Here is a 20,806-nt window from a genome sequence, read left to right as displayed (position 1 = left end):
CCGTTGGGTGTCGAGTCTGGTGCGCTGGGTACCTGCCCCTAGTCGGTATGCGCTTGTAAGGTCCAGGTAGGCGGTACCAAAGCAACCCCTGTGGAGTAGGTCGGGGAGGGGCGAGATGGGAACACGAGACGGCGGCGCGGGCGGCCAGCAGCACCGCACCACGCGCAAGGACTCCGAGGAAGAGGAACTCACCGACGTCCAGGCCGACGAGGCCACCAAGGAACGCAAGGACCAGATGGACGAGGACGTCGACTCGATCCTCGACGAGATCGACGAGGTGCTGGAGGAGAACGCCGAGGACTTCGTGCGTAGCTTCGTCCAGAAGGGCGGCCAGTAACACCGGGCCCGGCCGGTCCCTCGACGGCAGGTTCACGGCCGCGCGGCCGGTCCGCGGCGCACCAGGCGTCCACCAGGCGTTCATCTGGTGCTCGCCGCGCTCGGCCGGCCGCAGCGGTCGCACAGGTTGCCGGTTGAGGCCGCACGGACCTCAGGTCTCATGCCACGTATGTCGCCGGGCCCCGGTAGGTTTCCGGATGAGCCCGGTGACGATCCGCCGGGCACACCACGACACACCCAGCAGGACTGGAAGGAGAGGTGTGGGCACCGATCGAGCAGGCGCCGGGCGTCTTCCCGACGCTCTCTTCGCCACCGGGACCTCGTCGTTCGCCGAGTTTCTGGGCGCGCACGCGCCGGAGATGCTGCCCGGTGGTCGGACACCACCCGGCGCGGCGGTGAGCGACGAGGTGCCGCACGGCACCACCATCGTTGCCGTGACCTACGAGGCCGGCGTGGTGATGGCCGGCGACCGGCGGGCGACGATGGGCAACGTCATCGCGGTCCGCGACGTGGAGAAGGTGTTCCCCGCGGACGAGTACTCCGTGGTGGGGTACGCCGGCAGCGCAGGTGTCGGCGCTGAGCTCGTCAGGTTGTTCCAGGTCGAGCTGGAGCACTACGAGAAGCTCGAGGGCACCACGTTGTCCATCGAGGGCAAGGCCAACCGGCTCGGACTGCTGCTGCGGTCCAACCTCGGGCTGGCCATGCAGGGTCTCGCGGTGGTTCCGCTCTTCGCCGGGTACGACCTGGAGAACGGCCACGGCCGCATCTACTCCTACGACATCACCGGCGGCCGCTACGAGGAGCGCGAGTTCCACTCGATCGGTTCGGGTTCGGTCTTCGCCCGCGGCGCGCTGAAGAAGCTCTACCACTCCGACGCCGGCCGTGACGACGCCATCGGCGGGTGCCTGCAGGCGTTGTACGACGCCGCCGACGACGACTCCGCGACCGGCGGGCCGGACGTGTCCCGTCGCATCTACCCCATGGTCGCGACGGTCAGCGACGCGGGCTTCCACCGGTTGCCCGACGACGAGGTGGCGGCGTTCGTGGATCGCCTGTTGGCTGGGCGGATGCGCCGACCCGACGGTCCGTCCGCACCGGTGTTCGCCCACGACGAGAGCGGTGACGCCCGATGACGATGCCGTTCTACGTCTCGCCCGAACAACAGATGAAGGACCGGGCGGACTTCGCCCGGAAGAACATCTCCCGCGGACGCGGTGTGGCCGTGTTGCAGTACGACAACGGCATCGTGCTGGTCGCGGAGAACCGCTCGCCCGCGCTGCACAAGATCAGCGAGATCTACGACCGGATCGCGTTCGCCGCGGTCGGCCGCTACAACGAGTTCGAGAACCTCCGCGTGGCCGGCGTCCGCAGCGCGGACATGCGCGGGTATTCGTACGACCGGCGTGACGTCACCGCCCGCGGCCTGGCCAACTTCTACGCCCAGGTACTGGGCACCATCTTCTCCAGCGTGGCCGAGAAGCCCTACGAGGTCGAGCTGTTCGTCGCGGAGGTCGGTGAGACCGCGGAGCAGGACCAGATCTATCGCCTCACCTACGACGGGTCGGTCGCGGACGAACGCGGCTTCGCGGCCATGGGCGGTTCCGCCGAACAGATCAACGCCTTCCTGGAGCGCCGTTACCAGCCGGGCCGGTCGCTGTCGGCGGCGCTCGCCCTCGCGGTTGAGGCACTCGGCCAGGACGGCAACGGCACCCGCCGGCTCGACGCCAACCAGCTCGAGGTGGCGGTGCTGGACCGCACCCGCATCCAGAAGCGGAAGTTCCGCCGGCTGGTGGGTCCGGCGCTGGAGCGGCTGCTCACCGCCGGAGAGTCCGCAGCGCCTGGTTCGGCCGCGGGCCAGTCAACGGACGCCGCGCCCGGTGGTGCGCCCGGTGAGACCACGGACAGCCCACCTGGCGGGACGTCCGGCGACACGCCGCCCGGCGACCAGCCCGGGGGACCCGTGTAGCCGCATCGTGACCAGATCAACTTCTCTCGCTCCGCCCCCGCGACGCCACGACGACATAGTGTGGTGACCATGGACCGTCGCATCTTCGGCCTCGAGAACGAGTACGGCGTCACCTGTACCTTCCGCGGCCAGCGGCGGCTTTCGCCCGACGAGGTGGCCCGTTACCTCTTCCGGCGGGTCGTGTCCTGGGGGCGGAGCAGCAATGTCTTCCTGCGCAACGGCGCCCGGCTCTACCTCGACGTCGGCAGCCACCCCGAGTACGCGACGCCCGAGTGCGACTCGATCATCGACCTGGTGACGCACGACAAGGCAGGGGAGCGGATCCTCGAGGGCCTGCTGGTCGACGCCGAGCGGCGGCTGCGCGAGGAGGGCATCGCCGGCGACGTCTATCTGTTCAAGAACAACACCGACTCCGCCGGCAACTCCTACGGCTGCCACGAAAACTACCTCGTCAGCCGGCACGGCGAGTTCTCCCGGCTGGCCGACGTGCTCATCCCGTTCCTCGTCTCCCGCCAGATCATCTGCGGCGCCGGCAAGGTGCTGCAGACACCACGCGGCGCGGTCTACGCGGTCAGCCAGCGGGCCGAGCACATCTGGGAGGGCGTCTCCTCGGCCACCACCCGGTCCCGCCCGATCATCAACACCCGCGACGAGCCCCATGCCGACGCCGAGCGCTACCGCCGGCTGCACGTCATCGTCGGCGACTCCAACATGTCGGAGACGACCACGCTGCTGAAGGTTGGCGCCACCGACCTGGTGCTGCGAATGATCGAGTCCGGGCTGGTGCTGCGCGACCTGACGCTGGAAAACCCCATCCGCGCGATCCGGGAGATCTCCCACGACATCACCGGCCGGCGCAAGGTACGGCTCGCCAACGGCCGCGAGGCCAGCGCGCTGGAGATCCAGGAGGAGTACTTCACCAAGGCCCGCGACTTCGTCGAGCGCCGCGAGCTCGCCACGCCGCTGGTGACCAAGGTGCTCGACCTGTGGGAACGCACACTGAAGGCGGTCGACTCCGGCGACCTGACCCTGGTGGACCGCGAGATCGACTGGGTGGCGAAGTACCGCCTGGTCAACCGCTACCGCACCAAGCACGGCCTGTCGCTGAACAGCCCACGTGTCGCCCAGCTCGACCTCGCCTACCACGACATCCACCGCGATCGCGGGCTGTACTACCTGCTGGAGCGGCGCGGCCAGATGGTGAGGTTGACCAACGACCTCGAGGTGTTCGAGGCGAAGTCGGTCCCGCCGCAGACCACCCGGGCCCGGCTGCGCGGGGAGTTCATCAAGCGCGCCCAGGAGCGCCGCCGTGACTTCACCGTCGACTGGGTGCACCTCAAGCTGAACGACCAGGCGCAGCGCACGGTCCTGTGCAAGGACCCGTTCCGCAGCGTCGACGAGCGGGTGGAAAAGCTCATCCAGAGCATGTGAAATCATCCGTGACCTCGGGATACGTCACGTTCCGTACGCACGCGGGTCGCTCAGGGACGTCTAAGGTTCCCGGTCTAGTGTGGTCGACTGTTTGTGCCGTCTCCCGATTCCGAGGTGTTCTAAGTGCGTCGTGGCCTGATAGCCGCCCTCCTGACGTCGTTGCTCGTCGTCACCGCCGCGTGCGGCTCGTCCGACTCGACCGACTCGTCGGGTTCGCCCGGCGCCAAGCCGACCAAGTCGGCCGAGGCGACCGCACCCGCCACGCAGAAGACCAGCACGATCGAAGCGGTCAAGGTTGCCGGCGACCCGGGCAAGAAGCCCACCGTCACCTTCGACAAGCCGTTCAGCGTCGCCTCCACCCAGTCCAAGGTGATCAAGGCAGGCTCCGGCCCCAAGCTCGCCGAGGGCCAGGAGGTCGTCGTCGACTACGTGGGCATCAACGGCCGGGACAGCAAGGAGTTCGACTCGTCCTGGAAGAACGGCGGCCCCACCTCGTTCGGGCTCGCCAAGGGCAAGCTGATCAACGGCTTCGTGACCGGCCTGGTCGGCAAGCCTGTCGGCAGCCGGGTGCTCATCACCATCCCGCCGAAGGACGGCTACGGCGCCAACGGCCAGCCGCAGGCCGGCATCAAGGGCACCGACAGCCTGGTGTTCGTGATCGACGTGAAGAAGGCCTACAAGCCGCTGAGCAAGGCCGAGGGCACGAAGGTCACCCCGCCCAAGAACCTGCCGGCGGTGAAGACCGACGCCAAGGACATCCCGACCGCGATCACCATCCCCAAGGGCGAGGCCGCACCGAAGAAGCTCGTCGCACAGCCGCTGATCCAGGGCAAGGGCCCGAAGGTCACCGCCAAGCAGACGATCAACTTCCACTACATGGCCGTCAACTGGCGGACCGGCAAGCCGTTCGACTCGTCCTGGCAGCGTGGTGGCTACGAGAACCTCCCGCTCGCCCGGACTCCGGTGAAGGGTCTCACCGAGGGCCTGGTCGGACAGACCGTCGGCAGCCGCGTGCTGCTGGTTCTGCCGCCGGACCAGGGCTTCGGACAGGACCTGCCGCAGACCGATGTGAAGAAGACCGACACGGTGGTGTTCGTGGTCGACATCCTCGGCGCCAGCTGACACCGGGACCACGGCGGACGACACCGCCGAACCCACGACGGCACGAACAAACGCGCACAACCGAACAACCGAGCGACCGGCGCCGCCCGGCGACTCCTCAGCCGAGGAGGAGCCGGGCGGCGTGGCGTCCGGCGGCCGCGCAGCCGACGAAGTAGGCGCCGTCCTGTGCCGGCCCGCGCCCCATCGACGACAACGCGACCGGGCTGCGGGCCAGCGCGGTCTCCAGGCCGTCGACTGGAGTCCGCACCAGGCGGTGCCGGGCGCGCAGCGGCTCGACGAGCGCGCGCACCTGGACACCGAAGTCGCCGGGCAGGTCGGGCACGGCGAGATCGGCGGCGGCCAGCGCGACCCGGCCGTACGCGGTGAGGCTGTGATGGGAAACCACCTGGTGGCGTACGCGCGGATCGGCCTGGGACAACCGCAGCGCGCCAACCGGCCGGCCACCCAGGGCGGCCACCGCGTTGACCACCTCGCCCACCGCCACCCCGGTGAACCCCCACCGGGTGCCGGTGCCGAGATTCCCCGGCCCCTGGGTCACCACGGCGACGTCCGCGCCGAGCACCAGCCGGGCCGCGAGCAGGCCGGTGTGGACAGTGGCCGCCTCGAGGTCGCCGCCGAACGCCTGCCCGACGGTGACCGTGCCGGCCCGCAGCCAGCCCGCCCCCGCCAGCCCGGCCGCGGTGCGCGACAACGCGAGCGGAAGGGCCGCGCCGTCGGTCATCACGTACGCCACCGATGCCTCCGGCGCGGCGTCGTACAGTCCGGCGAGCACGGCCGGCAGCGCGGAATGCAGATCGGCCACCACCACCGGCATGCCGGCGAGGTCGTCGGCGTCGGCCAGCAGGTCGTGCGCGGGGGAGTCGGGTTCGTCGATGCCGAGCACCGTGGTCTGCAGCGGCGTGTAGCGGGCCTTGACCAGGTGCCCGAGCCCGTCCGGGTCGGGCGGGAGCCGGTCGGGTACGGCCACGACCAGGGCGAACCCGCCGGTGCCCAGGCCCAGGTGGTAGGCGCTGGTGTTGAGCAGAACGCGGTCGCCCGGCTCGGGCCGGCCCACCAGATCGACGTACGCCAGTGCGGGGAGTGTCTCCTCACCGGTGTCCACGTCGAGCTCGACCGCCCCGGCCCACGACCGGCGGACCTGGCCGGCGACACCTTCCCGCCATCGGATCACAGGGGCCGACGCTACCGGCTCGGTCCCGGCCCGGAGTGGTTCGGAGTGGTTCGGAGTGGCCGGAGTGGTTCGGCGCGCCTGTGCTCTTTCCAGCCGTGTCGCACCTTCGGTGCGATAGCCTCTCGTCGGTGGTCGCTAGTCTGTTCGAAGTGGCACGAGTGCACCAGCCGCGCGGAAAGGGGTGACGCGCGTGGCAGCGCCCCGCAAGTCCGAGCGGCTGATGAATCTCGTCATCTGCCTGCTGGTCTCGCACCACTTCGTGCCCAAGGCCCGGCTTCGCCAGCTGGTGGAGGATTACCGCGAGCAGACCCCCGAGGCGTTCGAGAAGATGTTCGAGCGTGACAAGGACGAGTTGCGCGACCTCGGTATCCCGATCGAGGTCGGCTCGGTGGCCAGCGGATTCGACGACGAGGTGGGCTACCGCATCCGCCGGAGCGAGTTCGAGCTACCGCCGTTGACGTTCACCGCCCAGGAGGCTGCCGTGCTCGGCCTGGCCGCCCGGGTGTGGGAGCACGCCAGCCTGGCCGAGGCCACCTCCCGTGCCGTGCTCAAGCTCGGAGCCGACGGGTTCGTGTCGGCCTCCTCGGCGGCGCCGGTGCCCGGGCAGGTGCCCGACGCGGGCGCCGACGTGCGGGCGGACACCGGCGCGGACACCGGGCCGGTGACCACGCTGGAGCCGCGCCTGCCGGCCAGCGAGCCGGCGTTCGAGCCGTTGTGGCGGGCTGTGCAGTCGCGCACGGTCGTCTCCTTCGACTACCGCCGGCCGGGTGCCGGCGGCGCACAGCACCGCACGCTCGAGCCGTGGGGGATCCTCAACTGGCGGAGCCGGTGGTACGTCCTGGGACACGACCGCGACCGGGCGGCGACCCGGATGTTCCGGTTGTCCCGGATCTCCGGGCAGGTCCGGCCGGTGGGTCGCCCGGGCGCGTTCACCGTCCCCGAGGGGGTCGACATCCGCGCCGAGGCGGCTCGGATGTCCCCGCCGGAGGAGTCGCGCCGCACCGCCCGGATCAGGGTGCGGGCCGGCGCGGGGCACGGGCTGCGCCGGCGGGCGTCGTCGGTCACTCCCGACGGCAGCGGCTGGGACGTCGTCGAGGTCGGCTTCGCGGATCCGGTGACCCTCGCCGAGGAGATCGCCGGTTACGCGGCGGGAGCGGTCGCGCTCGACCCACCCGACCTGCGCGAAGCGGTGATCCGGCACCTGAAGGGGCTGCTAGTGGAGGTGGCCCACGCGCCGGAGCCGACTGATGGTTGAGGCCCCGCGCACGGCCGGTCCCGGTGGCGCCAAGGAGCAGGTACGCCGCCTGCTCGCCTTGCTGCCGTACCTCCTGGCCCATCCCGGCGCTCGGGTCGCCGATGTCGCCCGGACGTTCCACATCACCGAGAAGCAGTTGGTGTCCGACCTCGGCGTGCTGTGGTTCTGCGGGCTGCCCGGCATGATGCCCGGCGACTACATCGAGGTCGACATGGACGCCGTGGAGGGCGAGGGCGTCATCCACGTGTCCAACGCCGAGTTCCTGGCCCGGCCGCTCCGGCTGACCGCGGACGAGGCGCTCGGCCTGCTGGTGGCGCTGCGGGTCCTGCGCGAGTCCGGCGGCCAGGCCGAGCGGGCGCTGCTCGACCCGGTGATCGACCGCCTGGAACAGGCCGCGGGGCAGGTCGACGCGGGCCTGGACAAGGTGGCCGTCCGGGTCGACGCCGCCGAGGACCCGAAGGTCCGGCAGATCCTCCAGGACGCCCTGGCCCGCGGCCGGCGAGTCCACCTCCGCTACTGGGTGCCCTACCGCGACGAGACCACCGAACGCGACGTCGACCCGATGCGCCTGCTGCAGGCGGAGGGGTGGACCTACCTCGAGGGCTGGTGTCACCGGGCCGAGGACGTCCGGCTGTTCCGCCTGGACCGGGTGAGTGACGTCCAGGTGCTCGACGAGCCCGCCGCGCCGCCACCGCAGGCCCGGCCCCGGGACCTGTCCGAGGGACTGTTCCGTTCCTCGCCGGACTACCCCGTGGCCACGCTGGAGCTGGAGCCGTCGGCAGCCTGGGTGGCGGAGTACTACCCATGTGAGCAGGTCACCGAGCTGCGGGACGGCTCGCTTCGGGTGCGGCTTCGGGTGGCCGATCCGCGGTGGCTTCGGCGGCTGGCTCTCCGCCTGGGCGGCGGCGCGCGGGTGGTGGAGCCGCCCGAACTCGCCGAGGCCGTCAGGCAGGATGCGGTCGACGCGCTTGCGGCGTACGAAACCACCGATGCGGCCGGAGGCGCCGACACCGCCGAGCGCCGGCCGGGGATGCGTTAGTCTCTCCGCGTGATGTGGCTCCTGATCTTCGGGGGAATCGCCGTGTTCGCGGTGGTTCTCCACTCCCTGCTCGGTGTCTGGTTGTGGCGCCGGGCGAAGGGGGTGCTCACGGAGCTGGCCGCGGCCGAACGCAAGCTGCAGATCGCCACCGAGCGGTCGGGCGACGAAGACGCCAAAGCCACCGGAGCCGCACCGGCGAGGTCCCGGCCCACACCGGGTAGGGGTCGCCCCGGACCTGTTCGCGGAGCCGGCCGGCACCGGGAACGCCTCACCGACCGTCGTGGTCCGACCCCATCGCGTCGGCGTGCCACGGCCGGGGCCGGTCACGGAGGCTGAACCGACCTGACCCCTCGTTCGGGGGATCAGGGCGTACCATCGAGCGAGAAATCGCCGACTGAGAGGCTAATCATGGGATCTCTTGGACCGACCGAGCTGATCATCATCGGGGTCGTCCTCGTGTTGCTCTTCGGTGCGACGCGTCTCCCGCAGACCGCCAAGGGCCTCGGCCAGGCGTTGAAGATCTTCAAGAAGGAAGTCCGCGACGACGACCGGCCGCAGGAGGTCGCCGCGCCGCCGCAGCAGCAGCCGGTCTACCACCAGACCAACACCACCAACGGCTCGGTGCAGCCGGGTCAGCAGCCGGTCCAGCAGCCCGTCGAGGACCCCCAGCACACCAACAGCCCCAACCGGTGAGCCAGTCCGCGCCGACCCGCGGTGAGCGGGGCGGCGCCTACTTGGGAGTGTCGTGAGCCTGTCCCTCGGCCGGTTGCGAGTCCGGCGTACTTCCAAGCCGCCGCCGGACCCCGAAGGGCGGATGGCGCTCGTCGAGCATCTTCGCGAGCTTCGGTCACGGCTGTTCAAGGCCGTGGGTGCGATCCTGCTCGGGATGATCCTCGGCTGGATCTTCTACGATCAGTTGTTCACCCTCCTGCGTGAACCCCTCGACCAGGCCATCAGCCATCTCCAGGCCAAGCGGCAGGTCGACGTCAAGCTGGTCTTCGGCGACGTGGCCGGCCCGCTGATGCTGCAGCTCAAGGTGGCGCTGATCGCCGGGCTGGTGGTGTCCTCTCCGGTTTGGCTGTACCAACTGTGGGCGTTCATCCTGCCCGGCCTGCATCGCAACGAGCGCAAGTGGACGATGGTGTTCATGGGCTCGGCGGCGCCGCTGTTCATCGGCGGCGTGGTGGTCGGTTACTACGCGATGCCCAAGGGCCTGAACGTCCTGATCGACTTCACCCCGAGCGGGGTGTCCAACTATCCGAGCGTCGACGTCTTCTTGTCGTTCGTCCTGCGGCTGTTGCTGGTCTTCGGCGTCGCGTTCGAGATCCCGGTCTTCGTCGTCATGCTGAACCTCGTCGGTGTGCTGTCCTCGGCGACCCTGGCCAGGGCGCGGGCCTGGATCGTCTTCGGCATCTTCGTGTTCGCGGCGGTCGCCACGCCCTCCACCGACCCGGTGACGATGCTCATCCTGGCCGTCCCGATGACGATCCTCTTCCTGGCGTCGGAGCAGATCGCCCGGCTGACGGACCGGCGGCGCAAGGCCCGGCTGGTCGCCCAGGGCATCGACATCGAGGGGATCGAACGCGCCGGACGCGACGACTGACGCCCGTCCGGCCCGAGGCGGCCACGGCGGTCAGGTCACGCCGACCTGTGAGTTCGAGACCGCCGCTGCCGCGGCTCGGTAGGGGCGCTACGCTCGCCGCGTGCTCCGAGAGATCGCGGTTCTGGTCAATCCCACCTCCGGCCGCGGCCGCGGTGCCCGGCTCGCCGAGCCGGTCACCGAACGGCTGACCGAGGCGGGCATCCGTGCCCGCTGGGAGGCCGGACGGGACGCCGACGAAGCGGCCGATCTCGCCCGCCGGGCAGTCGCCCGGGGCGTCGACGGCCTGGTGGTGGTCGGCGGCGACGGCATGGCCCACCTCGCCCTGCAGGCGGTCGCCGAGACCGGCACTCCGCTCGGCGTGATTCCGGCAGGCACCGGCAACGACCTCGCCCGGTCCGTCGGCGCGCCTGTCGGCGACCCGCTGGCGGCCGCCGACATCGTGGTGGCCGGATTCACCCGGGCGCAGGATCTTGGCCGGGTCGGCAGCGAGTTGTTCTCCACGGTGCTCTGCGCCGGTTTCGACTCCCGCGTGGCCGAACGGGTGGCCGGGATGACCTGGCCACGCGGGCGGCTGCGGTACGACCTCGCGGTGGTCGGGGAGCTCAAATCCTTCCGCCCGCAGCGGTTCGTCCTCGAACTCGACCAGGAGGAGGAGCAGGCGGAAGCACTGCTGGTCGCGGTCGGCGTGACCCCCTCCTACGGCGGCGGGCTGCAGATCTGTGCCGGCGCCGACCCAGCCGACGGGCTGCTGGACGTCGCGGTGATCGGCCCCCTCTCCCGGCACGAACTCGTACGCCTCTTCCCGAAACTCGGCAAGGGCACCCATGTCGGGCATCCGGCCGTGACGATGTACCGCGCCAAGACGGTGAGCGTCGCGTCTGCGGGAATCACCGCCTACGCCGACGGCGAGCGGATGGGCCCGCTGCCCCTGACCGTTGAGTGCGTGCCGGGCGCGCTGCAGGTGTTCGCCCCACCGCCGCGCTGAGGCTCCGACCCGCCCCGGGGTGAATGGGGGCGGGACACCGTAGCCTTGAGGCCATGAGCTCCCCGGCGGAGCGGTACGCCCGGTTCCAGGCCGCCAACGGCACCTCGTTCCAGGCGTTTCGACAGCTCTACGACTTCGAATTCGACCCGTTCCAGATCACCGCCTGCGCCGCGCTGGAGGACGGCAAGGGCGTGCTCGTGGCAGCACCGACCGGCTCGGGCAAGACGGTGGTGGGCGAGTACGCCGTCCATCGTGCGCTGGAGACCGGCGGCAAGTGTTTCTACACCACGCCGATCAAGGCACTGTCCAACCAGAAGTACGCCGAACTCGTCCAGCGCTACGGCCTGGAGCGGGTGGGCCTGCTGACCGGCGACAACACGATCAACGGCGAGGCACCTGTGGTGGTGATGACCACCGAGGTCCTCCGCAACATGCTCTACGCCGGCTCCTCGACGCTGCGCGGCCTGTCCTACGTCGTGATGGACGAGGTGCACTACCTCGCCGACCCGTTCCGGGGTGCGACGTGGGAGGAGGTGATCATCCACCTCCCCGAGTCGGTGCAGCTGGTGTCGCTGTCGGCCACCGTGTCCAACGCCGAGGAGTTCGGCGAGTGGCTGGCGACGGTGCGCGGGCACACCGAGATCGTGGTGGAGGAGCGCCGGCCGGTTCCGCTGTTCCAGCACGTGATGGTCGGCCGGCGGATGTACGACCTGTTCGCCGACACCGGGCGGCCCGGTGACAGCGCGAAGGTCAACCCCGAGCTGGCCCGGATCGTGCGCGACCACTGGCGGTTCGCCCGCCGCGACGACCGCGGACCACGCCGCGGGCGCCAGCCGCGCGGCGGAAGCCGGATCGCCTTCACCCCGAGCCGGGCGCAGGTGGCGGAGAAGCTGGAGGCCGAGGGCCTGCTGCCGGCGATCGTGTTCATCTTCAGCCGACAGGCCTGCGACGCGGCCGTCCTGCAGTGCCTGTACTCCGGCATCCGGCTCACCCGGCCCGACCAGGCCGCGCAGATCCGCGCCTACGCCGAGTCCCGGACCGCCGACATGCCCCCGGAAGACCTCGCGGTGCTCGGCTACCACGAGTGGCTGGAGGGCCTCGAACGCGGGATCGCCTCCCATCACGCCGGGATGCTGCCCACGTTCAAGGAGATCGTGGAGGTGTTGTTCGCCCGGGGGCTGGTGCGGCTCGTGTTCGCCACCGAGACGCTCGCGCTCGGAATCAACATGCCGGCGCGGTCGGTGGTGCTGGAGAAGCTGGTCAAGTGGAACGGCCAGACCCACGCCGACATCACGCCGGGGGAGTACACCCAGCTCACGGGTCGGGCCGGCCGGCGAGGCATCGACGTCGAGGGTCACGGCGTCGTCCTGTGGCAGCCCGGACTCGAACCCGCCTCCGTCGCCGGCCTCGCCTCCACCCGCACCTATCCGCTGCGGTCCAGTTTCCGCCCGTCGTACAACATGGCGGTCAACCTCGTCCGCCAGTTCGGGCGGGAACGGGCGCGCGAGCTGCTGGAGTCGTCGTTCGCGCAGTTCCAGGCCGACCGGGCGGTGGTCGGGCTGGTCCGCCAGGTCCGTCGCAACGAGGAGGCGATGGACGGCTACCGCGAGGGCATGGAGTGCCACCTCGGCGACTTCATGGAGTACGCCACGCTGCGCCGGCGGATCAAGGAACACGAGAACTCCCAGTCCCGGCGCCGTCGCGCCGACCGGCGCGCGGAGGTCGTGGACTCCCTCGGCCGGCTGCGGTCGGGTGACGTCATCGCCGTCCCTGCCGGGCGGCAGGCGGGCATCGCGGTGGTCCTCGACCCCGGTCACGCGGCCGGTGGCGACGGCCCCCGGCCGACGGTGCTGACCGAGGACCGCCGGGTGCGGAAGCTGTCGCTGGTGGACTTCCCCCAGCCGGTGGAGTCGCTCACCAGGATGCGGCTGCCGCGGTCGTTCAACCCGCGCAACGCCCAGCACCGGCGCGACCTGGCCTCCACGCTGCGGCAGAAGTCGCCCGACCACGCCGACCTGCCCAGTCGGCGCCGCCGCGGCTCGCCGGCCGAGGACGACCAGTACCTCCAGGACCTGCGCGCCGCGATGCGGTCCCATCCCTGCCACGGCTGCTCAGACCGCGAGGACCACGCCCGCTGGGCCGAGCGCTACTTCAAGCTGCGCAGGGAGACCGAGGGGCTGCAGCGGCGGGTGGAGTCGCGGTCCAACACCATCGCCCGGCAGTTCGACCGGGTGTGTGAGGTGCTGGACGAGCTGGAGTACCTCCACGGCGACCGGACCACCGAGGCCGGTGATCGGCTGTCGCGCATCTACAGCGAGCTCGACCTGGTGGCCGCGGAGTCGCTGCGCCAGGGCGTGTGGGACGACCTCACCCCACCGGAGCTGGCAGCCTGCCTGTCCGCGCTGGCGTACGAGTCCCGCACACCCGACGACGTGGGGCCGCCCAAGCTGCCCGGCGGCGCGGCGCGGGAGGCGCTCGGCGCGGTGGTGCGGATCTGGGGCGACCTGGACAGCCTGGAGGACTCCTTCCGGCTGGACTTCCTGCGCGAGCCCGACCTCGGTTTCGCCTGGGCGGCCTACCGCTGGGCGTCCGGCGCACCATTGGCCGATGTGCTCGACGAGACCGGGCTCGCGGCGGGCGACTTCGTGCGCTGGGTCAAGCAGATCGTCGACCTGGCCGACCAGGTGGCCGACGCCGCCGGCGGCGGGCCGTTGCGCAGGACCGCACGGGCGACGGTGGAGACGCTGCGCCGCGGTGTGGTGGCGTACGCCTCGGTGGCCTCCGACGCCGACTGACGCCGAGCGGTGTGCCGGGCCCGGCCCCGGTTCACGGCCTGGCCTCCTCGGTGTCCGTGCCGGTGCCCGACTGACACGCCGAGTGGTCGACGGCTGACCGACGGCTGCCTGCTCACCTGACCGGCTGCGGGTGATCCTGACCGCGTGCGGTCAGGATCACCCGCAGCCGTGGCCCGGCCGCCGCCGATCCGGTTGGCTGGCTGCGCAAGCAGGAGTTGACGCCACCGGAGGAACCCTTGTCCGACTTCAACGGCCTCGGCATGCACCTGGGCAACCTGAGCCGGCTCTCGTCCGCACAGACCAGGTCGATCAGCGCGGAGAACCCCGACGGGTCACGCGCCGGCGGTGCGCGCGCCACCGCGGGGGAGGGCGCCGCCCGAGAACTCGGACAGGGCTGGAAGGTTCGTCCCTGCATCGAGCTTCCCGGCGAGTCGGTGGTGACGCTGGCCGACATCGACGGACCCGGAGCGATCCAGCACGTGTGGATCACGGTCACGCCGACGGCGTGGCGACGGCTCGTCCTGCGGTGCTACTGGGACGGTGAGGAGAACCCCTCGGTCGAGGTGCCACTCGGTGACTTCTTCTGCCACGGCTGGGGAGAGTTCGCGCAGATCAACTCGGTCCCGGTGGCGGTCAACCCCACCGGCGGCTTCAACTCCTACTGGGAGATGCCGTTTCGCGGGCACGCCCGGATCACCGTGGAGAACCTCGACCCCGAACCCGTCCGCGGATTCTTCTACCAGATCACCTACGCGCTCACCGAGGTCGAGCAGGACCGCGCCTACTTCCACGCCCAGTGGCGGCGCAGCGACCCGCTCCCGCACGGCGAGGTGCACACGCTGCTGTCGGGCGTGCGCGGCCAGGGCCACTACGTGGGGACCTACATCGCCTGGGAGTCCCACCACGACGGCTGGTGGGGCGAAGGCGAGCTGAAGTTCTACCTGGACGGGGACGAGGAGTTTCCCACCATCTGCGGCACCGGCACCGAGGACTACTTCGGCGGGGCGTGGGCGTTCGAGCATCCCAAGGGCGCGTACGGCGCGTTCAGTACGCCCTACCTGGGCATGCCGCAGGTGCTGGTGCCGGACGGGTTCATGCGTACCCAGCAGAGGTTCGGGTTGTACCGCTGGCACGTGCAGGACCCGATCCGCTTCACCGGCGACCTGCGGGTGACCATCCAGGCGCTCGGCTTCAAGTCGTCGCTGCGCGGTCAGGCGCGCTTCCGCCCGCTGGAGGACGACATCGCGTCGACTGCGTTCTGGTACCAGACCGAGCCGCACGCGCCGTTCCCGGCGCTGCCGGAGCGGGACCTGCTGGAGCCGTGAGTCGTCAGGCCGGCCTCGCACCGGGCAGCGCCGGCCTGGACCACCGGCGTCGGCCGGGGGTCGGCCGGGGTCAGCCGGCCCGCTGGGCCAGTGCGGCCACCACCCGCTCGGCCGACCCGCCGAGCCCCCACTGCCGTACGAGCTGGGCCCAGCCGTCCGGATCGGCCGGTGCGGAGGGGAGGGTGGCGTCGACCTCGGGCAGCTCGGCGTCGGGCAGCACGGTCACCACGGCGCGCGCGGCGGTGAGGTAGTCGCCCGCCTGCCGCAGCTTGAGCCGCAGGCCGGGCGCCAGGCCGCTGCTGTCGTCCTCGACCGCGGCGAGCACACCGTCGAGGTCGGCGTACTTGGAGATAAGTCCGGCCGCGGTCTTGTCGCCGACGCCGGGCACGCCCGGCAGCCCGTCGGAAGGATCGCCCCGCAGCACGGCGTAGTCGGCGTAGGCCCGGCCCGGGATGGCGTACTTCTTCGCCACCCAGGCCTCGTCGACGATGTCCAGCCGCCCGACGCCTCGCGCGGTGTAGAGAACGCGGACCGCACGGGAGTCGTCGACCAGCTGGAACAGGTCGCGGTCTCCGGTCACGACGTCGACCGGCCGGGGGGAGCGAGCGGTGAGGGTTCCGATGACGTCGTCGGCCTCGCATCCGGGGGCGCCGACCACCGCGATGCCCAGGGCGGCCAGAGCGGCACGGATCAGCGGCACCTGCGTCTCCAGCGCGTCCGGGGCCTCCTCCACGTCGGGGCCGCCCGGCACCTCCTCGGCCACCCGGTGGCTCTTGTAGCTCGGCAGCAGGTCGACCCGCCATTGCGGGCGCCAGTCGTCGTCCCAGCAGGCGACCAGATGGCTCGGCTGGTGGTCGGTCACCAGACGGGCGATGAAGTCCAGCAGCCCGCGCACGGCGTTGACCGGCGTGCCGTCGGGTGCACGCACGGAGTCGGGCACGCCGAAGAAGGCGCGGAAGTACAGGGACGCGGTGTCGAGAAGCAGCGTCTTCTCGCTTGCGGCGCTCGGCATGGCGACAACCTAGACGACCGCACCGACACCCGGCCGGATCTGGTCTGCACATTCGGTGGGAGAGCGCTTGCCGAGCGTGGCAGGCGCTGCCAGTGTCGAGGTTCGTCACGTTCGCACGCTGATCCAGATGGCGCGAGCCGATCGGAGATCCCAATGCAGCGTCGCGCGTTCCTCCTGTCCACCCTGGGCATCGCCGCCCTTCCCGGTGCGTCCGCCGGCTCCCGCGCCCCGGCCGGCGGTCCCGCCTCGGCTGCCGGCAGCACACGGGCGGCCGAAGGTCGCCTGGTGGACTCCGTCGTCCCGACCCACCCGCGCCTGCTGCTGCGTGACTTCGACCGGCTCCGGTCCACGGTCGCTGCCGGCGGCCGGCCGGGTGTGTGGTACGCCAAGGTCCGGGCCGACGCCGACGCGATCCTCGGCCGGCCGGTGTCCAAGTACGTCATCCCCGACGGTCTGCGCCTGCTCGACACCAGCCGGGAGGTGGTGCGCCGCACCTACTCGCTGGCCATGACCTACGCGGTCGAACGAGACGACCGTTACGCGCGCCGGCTGTGGGACGAACTCGCGGCAGTTGCGGCGTTTCCCGACTGGAACAGCCAGCGGCACTTCCTGGACACCGCCGAGATGACGCACGCGGTCGCGGTTGGCTACGACTGGCTGTACGACGTGTGGACCGATCAGCAGCGTGAGACGCTGCGGACGGCGATCCGGGACTTCGGCCTGCGCCCGGGCCTGGCCGTCTATCACTCGTCCTCGGGTTGGCACACCGGCGACAACAACTGGAACATCGTCTGCAACGCGGGCCTGAGCCTCGGCGCACTCGCCCTCGCCCAGGACGAACCGGAGATCGCCGGCGAGGTGCTCGACGCCGGTCTGGCCTCGATTCCGCGGGCGATCGCGGTGTACGGGCCCGACGGCGGCTACCCGGAGGGCCTGGGCTCGTACTGGGGTTACGCGACGAAATACCTCGTTCCGTACCTCGAGTCACTCACCACCGCGACCGGTGACGACCGCGGCCTGGGCGCCACGCCCGGTGTGGCCCGGACCGGCCTGTTCCCGATCTACCTCACCGGACCGGCAGGGGAGAACTTCAACTACTACGACGCCGGCGGCGGTTCGCCGCAGCCGCCGGAGATGTTCTGGCTGGCCAGGCGGTACGCCACCCCGGTGTTCGGCTGGTGGGGCAGGCTCGGCGCCGACAAGAACCAGGTGAGCTGGGCCCAGAGCCCAGCGGGGCTGCTGTGGTACGACCCGGAGCGGGACGTGGACCCGGTAGCGGCGGGTCTGCCGCTGGACCACGCGTTCGGCCGGTGCGAGGTGGCGACGACGCGCAGTGGCTGGCTGGACCGCCACGCTGTCTTCACCGGCTTCAAGGGCGGCGACAACTCGACGAACCACGGCAACCTCGACCTGGGTGACTTCGTTGTCGACGCGCTCGGCACCCGGTGGGCCGGCGAGCTCGGCGGCGACGACTACAACCTGCCCGGCTACTTCGCGGGCGGACCCGGCGGGCAGCGCTGGACCTACTACCGCAACCGAGCGGAGGGGCAGAACACACTTGTGGTCAACCCCGGCCGAGGCGAGGACCAGGTGGTCACCGCGGTGGGGAAGCTCACCGCGCACGAGTCCGGAGACACCGCCTCCTACGCTGTCGCCGATCTCACCGCCGCCCACCCCGACCTCGTCGAGTGGCGGCGGGGCATACGGCAGTTCGACAACCGGCAGCAGGTGGTCGTACAGGACGAAATCCGCACTCGCGCCGGCAGCGAGGTGTGGTGGTTCATGCACACGGGCGCGACGATCGAAATCGCAGCCGACGGCCGCAGCGCCACTCTCCGACGGGCGGGACAGACCGTCCTGGCCCGGCTCCTGTCTCCCGGCGACGCCGCCTTCCTCGACGCGGCCCCGCGGCCGTTGTGGACCTCACCGGACCCTGCCGGGCAGAACGTCAACGCCGGCTTGCGCAAGCTGACCTTGCGGCTGCGCGAGGTGACTTCGGCGACGGTGGCGGTGCAGCTCACGCCGCTGCGTTCGGGTGAGGACCGGCCGGACGCAGCGCCCGTGACCGAGCTCGCGGACTGGGGAGTCGGACCTGCCGTCGCCCGGTTGCGCACGCTGACCGTCGGTGGGGCGGAGGTGGAAGCGTTCGACCCGTCCAACTTCACCTACACCGTTTCCGTCGCTCCCGGTGCGCGTCCGCCGACCGTCGCGGCGGCACCATCCGTGCCCGGTGGGCGGATCGTCGTGCACCAGGCTCGCGACGTCCCCGGTCAGGCGATCGTCGACGTGATCGAGCCGGGCCTGGCCCGCGGGCGCTACCGGATCTTCCTCGTCACCGAACCAGGTCCGGGCTCCCTCGGCGCGACGATCGTGGCCAGCTCCGACGACGGGAATGTCGCAGCCAACACCATGGACGGTGACCTGGGGACCCGCTGGTCGGCCGAGGGCGACGGGCAGTGGATCGCCTACGACATGGGAGCCGACGGCGCGGTGTCGTCGGTAGCGATCGCGTGGTATTCCGGCGACCAGCGCTCGTCGGCGTTCGACGTCGAGATCGCCGCCGACGGTGCGCACACCTGGCGTCACGTGTACTCCGGCCGGAGTTCGGGGACGACCACGCAGCCGGAGACGTACTCCTTCGCCGCCATCACCGCGCGGTATCTGCGGATCGTCGGGCACGGGAACTCCGTCAACGCCTGGAACAGCATCACCGAGGTGCGCATCCCGGGCCGCACCGTCGAGCCACCGCGGGTGACGCCCCACCTGGCGAAGGTCACCCTGCACGCTCCGGCGTCCCTCGCCGTCGGTGGGTCCGCCCAGCTACGGGTGACCGGCACGATGAGCGACGGTGGAGTGGCCGATCTGTCCGGCTCCGACGTCAGCTACGCCACCGCCGACGGACGGGTTGCCGGAGTCGACGTCGGCGGTCGGCTGACCGCGCTCGCCGAGGGCACAGTCACCGTCGCGGGCATCGTGGTGACCGCGGACCGGCGGCTGGAGTTCGGTCGCGCGGACATCGTGGTGGAGGACCCGACGAAGCGGCGGTTCGTCGCCTCGGCGGACACCTACGTCAACGACGGCCCGAACGCCGACCGCTCGTTCGGTAGCGATACGACCGTTCTGGTGAAGAACGCCGGACCGAACTCGCCCGGCTTCAACCGTCGCGGCCTGCTCAGCTTCACCCCCGAGCCAACGAGGGAGCCCATCGCATCGGTCACGCTGCAGATGTACGGCATGGTCCGGGACACCAACGGCACCGAGATCGACGTCTCGGTGTACGCCCTCGACGAGGGGTTCGACGAGGCGACGGTCACCTGGAACACCCAAGCCGCGCGCGGCGCCCGGCTCGGGGCGATGCACGTGACGGACAGCCCGAACTGGTGCGGCGCGGACCTGACCGAGGCCCTGCGGGCGGCGGTCGCGGCCGGCGAGCGGATCGACCTCGGCCTGGACCAGGACCTCGCGCCGGGCCAGCAGGGCCTGGCCACGCCGCTGAGCAGCCGGGAGTCGAGCACGAAGCCGTACCTCCTCGTGCGACTGGAGACGCCGGTCAGCGACTGAGCTCCTTCTCCAGCGGCGTACGGAACCTCGGCACGACCCGGGTGGAGCCGAGCCAGGCGTGCATCCGCTCGGCGTGTTCCTCGACCGTCCGTGCGGTGGCGGAGCCGACGTCCTCCAGGAGGCGGTAGGTCACCTCCCCGTCGGGACGCTGTGCCCAGCCGCCCACGACCCGGCCGTCCGCCCACACCGTCGGGCCGATGTTGCCGGACCGGTCGAAGAGCGCCGACCTGTGCGCGCCGACGTACCAGGAGCGTTCGGACCAGCCCATGGCCGTCGGGTCCAGGGCGGGAAGGAACGCCACCCACGGCTCCGGTGCGGTCGTCGGCTCGACGTCGTCGGCCAGGACCAGTCCGGTCTGCCCGTCCAGGTCGACCTCCGCCGGCCGCACCCGTGTCAGCGCCGCCTTGACGTCGCGGGCGGCCCAGCCGGTCCACCGGCGCAGGTCGGCGACCGTGCCCGGGCCGAACGCGGCGAGCCACCGCCGCACCAGCTCGGCCCGCGCGTCCTCGACGGCCGGCTCGGGCATGCCGCCAGGCAGCCACGACTCGACCGGCGCCCACCGCCACTGGGTACTCGTCCACGAACCACGCGGGCGGCCCCGGACGATCCGGCCGTCGGCGGCGAGCAGGAGGAGCACCCAGGTCGTGATGTTCTGCTCGCCGCCGTACGACTTGCCCTCGGCCATCCTCACCCGCGACCGCAGCCTCGGCTCGTCGGCGGCGAGCTCGGCGCCGGTGGCCTCGCCCCGAGCCGCCAGCGCCCGCGCCGTGGACTCCTCGACGTCCTTCAGCCACGCGCCGTCCCCGAGGCCGGCGGCCTCGATCAGCTGGGTGTACCTGCGTCGTTGCTGCGCGGCGACCGCACGGGTGCAGGACGCCTGCAGCACCGGCGCCGTCGCGGTCGGGACCACGAACATCGTCCGCCGCATGGCGAGCATCCGCACCAGTGTGCGGTCGGCGTACAGCGCCTTCTCCACGTCGTCGACCGAGGCCGGGCCGACAGGGCCGGTCCGGGCCGCGACGGAGAGGAAGACGGTGGCGGGGTCCGTGGCGTGCAGCGCGATCACCGCGTCGGCCGCCTCGACCGGGCCGCCGGCGGATCCGGTGGATCCGGTGGACGCGGTGCCGGCCAGGCGGTGTCGGCGGCCCAGCCGGGCCCTGCGCTCCTCGATGCTGATGCTTCGCACGCGAACCTTCTACCACCGG

Annotated in this window: 17 protein-coding genes; 14 read left to right on the top strand and 3 right to left on the bottom strand. The window is 71.3% G+C overall.

Going from position 1 to position 20,806, the window contains the following annotated elements; all coding sequences use genetic code 11:
* Positions 1–115: 115 nt before the first annotated feature.
* From BLU27_RS22640 to BLU27_RS22620, 5 genes are all read left to right on the top strand, one after another.
* Complete coding sequence (locus tag BLU27_RS22640; protein WP_092655683.1) at positions 116–337, top strand: ubiquitin-like protein Pup; 222 nt, start codon at positions 116–118, stop codon at positions 335–337.
* 259 nt (positions 338–596) lie between these two features.
* Positions 597–1,469 (top strand): proteasome subunit beta, encoded by an 873-nt coding sequence (gene prcB, locus BLU27_RS22635; RefSeq protein WP_241827581.1) that lies wholly within the window; start codon positions 597–599, stop codon positions 1,467–1,469.
* A complete protein-coding gene (gene prcA / locus BLU27_RS22630; RefSeq protein WP_092655681.1) occupies positions 1,466–2,302 on the top strand; it encodes a proteasome subunit alpha in 837 nt (278 codons plus the stop codon). Before prcB ends, prcA begins: the two co-directional genes overlap by 4 nt.
* Before the next feature lie 69 nt (positions 2,303–2,371).
* Positions 2,372–3,733: a Pup--protein ligase gene (gene pafA / locus BLU27_RS22625; RefSeq protein ID WP_092658074.1), complete on the top strand. Its 1,362-nt coding sequence runs from the start codon at positions 2,372–2,374 to the stop codon at positions 3,731–3,733.
* A 123-nt stretch (positions 3,734–3,856) separates the two neighbouring features.
* Positions 3,857–4,855, top strand: coding sequence for an FKBP-type peptidyl-prolyl cis-trans isomerase (locus BLU27_RS22620; RefSeq protein ID WP_092655680.1), 999 nt, complete (start codon positions 3,857–3,859; stop codon positions 4,853–4,855).
* 97 nt (positions 4,856–4,952) lie between these two features.
* Here the strand turns inward: BLU27_RS22620 and BLU27_RS22615 are convergent, their stop codons facing one another.
* Positions 4,953–6,026 (bottom strand): DUF3866 family protein, encoded by a 1,074-nt coding sequence (locus BLU27_RS22615; RefSeq protein ID WP_092655679.1) that lies wholly within the window; start codon positions 6,024–6,026, stop codon positions 4,953–4,955.
* A 190-nt stretch (positions 6,027–6,216) separates the two neighbouring features.
* Here BLU27_RS22615 and BLU27_RS22610 point away from each other — a divergent pair, with 190 nt between their 5' ends.
* The 8 genes from BLU27_RS22610 to BLU27_RS22575 all read left to right on the top strand — a co-directional run bounded on the left by BLU27_RS22610 (position 6,217) and on the right by BLU27_RS22575 (position 15,028).
* Entirely contained in the window at positions 6,217–7,281 is a 1,065-nt protein-coding gene (locus BLU27_RS22610; RefSeq protein WP_241827580.1) for a helix-turn-helix transcriptional regulator, read from the top strand.
* Positions 7,274–8,320, top strand: coding sequence for a helix-turn-helix transcriptional regulator (locus BLU27_RS22605; protein WP_092655678.1), 1,047 nt, complete (start codon positions 7,274–7,276; stop codon positions 8,318–8,320). Before BLU27_RS22610 ends, BLU27_RS22605 begins: the two co-directional genes overlap by 8 nt.
* 9 nt (positions 8,321–8,329) lie before the next feature.
* Positions 8,330–8,656 (top strand): hypothetical protein, encoded by a 327-nt coding sequence (locus BLU27_RS22600; protein ID WP_157728761.1) that lies wholly within the window; start codon positions 8,330–8,332, stop codon positions 8,654–8,656.
* A gap of 72 nt (positions 8,657–8,728) precedes the next feature.
* Positions 8,729–9,013 (top strand): twin-arginine translocase TatA/TatE family subunit, encoded by a 285-nt coding sequence (gene tatA, locus BLU27_RS22595; protein ID WP_092655676.1) that lies wholly within the window; start codon positions 8,729–8,731, stop codon positions 9,011–9,013.
* Positions 9,014–9,065: 52 nt separating this feature from the next.
* Positions 9,066–9,923 (top strand): twin-arginine translocase subunit TatC, encoded by an 858-nt coding sequence (gene tatC, locus BLU27_RS22590; protein WP_241827579.1) that lies wholly within the window; start codon positions 9,066–9,068, stop codon positions 9,921–9,923.
* A gap of 100 nt (positions 9,924–10,023) precedes the next feature.
* The gene (locus BLU27_RS22585) at positions 10,024–10,908 is read left to right on the top strand and encodes a diacylglycerol kinase (RefSeq protein WP_092655674.1); all 885 of its coding nucleotides are present in this window, start codon (positions 10,024–10,026) and stop codon (positions 10,906–10,908) included.
* A gap of 53 nt (positions 10,909–10,961) precedes the next feature.
* Positions 10,962–13,703 (top strand): DEAD/DEAH box helicase, encoded by a 2,742-nt coding sequence (locus tag BLU27_RS22580; RefSeq protein ID WP_092655673.1) that lies wholly within the window; start codon positions 10,962–10,964, stop codon positions 13,701–13,703.
* A 236-nt stretch (positions 13,704–13,939) separates the two neighbouring features.
* Positions 13,940–15,028: a glycoside hydrolase family 172 protein gene (locus BLU27_RS22575; protein WP_092655672.1), complete on the top strand. Its 1,089-nt coding sequence runs from the start codon at positions 13,940–13,942 to the stop codon at positions 15,026–15,028.
* A gap of 70 nt (positions 15,029–15,098) precedes the next feature.
* Here BLU27_RS22575 and BLU27_RS22570 read toward each other — a convergent pair whose 3' ends face one another.
* On the bottom strand, positions 15,099–16,040 hold the full coding sequence (locus BLU27_RS22570; RefSeq protein ID WP_172805015.1) for a 5'-3' exonuclease: 942 nt from the start codon (positions 16,038–16,040) through the stop codon (positions 15,099–15,101).
* 153 nt (positions 16,041–16,193) lie between these two features.
* Here BLU27_RS22570 and BLU27_RS22565 point away from each other — a divergent pair, with 153 nt between their 5' ends.
* A complete protein-coding gene (locus BLU27_RS22565) occupies positions 16,194–19,601 on the top strand; it encodes a CBM96 family carbohydrate-binding protein (protein WP_092655671.1) in 3,408 nt (1,135 codons plus the stop codon).
* Here the strand turns inward: BLU27_RS22565 and BLU27_RS22560 are convergent.
* Positions 19,591–20,787: a winged helix DNA-binding domain-containing protein gene (locus BLU27_RS22560; RefSeq protein WP_092655670.1), complete on the bottom strand. Its 1,197-nt coding sequence runs from the start codon at positions 20,785–20,787 to the stop codon at positions 19,591–19,593. The two genes, BLU27_RS22565 and BLU27_RS22560, sit on opposite strands and share 11 nt — an antisense overlap.
* Between the last annotated feature and the right edge of the window lie 19 nt (positions 20,788–20,806).

The sequence above is a fragment of the Actinopolymorpha singaporensis genome (assembly GCF_900104745.1).
Lineage (GTDB): Bacteria > Actinomycetota > Actinomycetes > Propionibacteriales > Actinopolymorphaceae > Actinopolymorpha > Actinopolymorpha singaporensis.
Note: the sequence above shows the minus strand (reverse complement) of the source record. Positions and strands in the feature narration are given on the sequence as shown.

What these genes read in the sequence shown, in the direction of transcription:
- BLU27_RS22605 (WP_092655678.1), top strand. Translation starts at nt 7,274, where the DNA reads ATGGTTGAGGCCCCGCGCACGGCCGGTCCCGGTGGCGCCAAGGAGCAG.
- tatA (WP_092655676.1), top strand. Translation starts at nt 8,729, where the DNA reads ATGGGATCTCTTGGACCGACCGAGCTGATCATCATCGGGGTCGTCCTC.
- BLU27_RS22570 (WP_172805015.1), bottom strand. Translation starts at nt 16,040, where the DNA reads ATGCCGAGCGCCGCAAGCGAGAAGACGCTGCTTCTCGACACCGCGTCC.
- prcA (WP_092655681.1), top strand. Translation starts at nt 1,466, where the DNA reads ATGACGATGCCGTTCTACGTCTCGCCCGAACAACAGATGAAGGACCGG.
- pafA (WP_092658074.1), top strand. Translation starts at nt 2,372, where the DNA reads ATGGACCGTCGCATCTTCGGCCTCGAGAACGAGTACGGCGTCACCTGT.
- BLU27_RS22565 (WP_092655671.1), top strand. Translation starts at nt 16,194, where the DNA reads ATGCAGCGTCGCGCGTTCCTCCTGTCCACCCTGGGCATCGCCGCCCTT.
- BLU27_RS22640 (WP_092655683.1), top strand. Translation starts at nt 116, where the DNA reads ATGGGAACACGAGACGGCGGCGCGGGCGGCCAGCAGCACCGCACCACG.
- BLU27_RS22580 (WP_092655673.1), top strand. Translation starts at nt 10,962, where the DNA reads ATGAGCTCCCCGGCGGAGCGGTACGCCCGGTTCCAGGCCGCCAACGGC.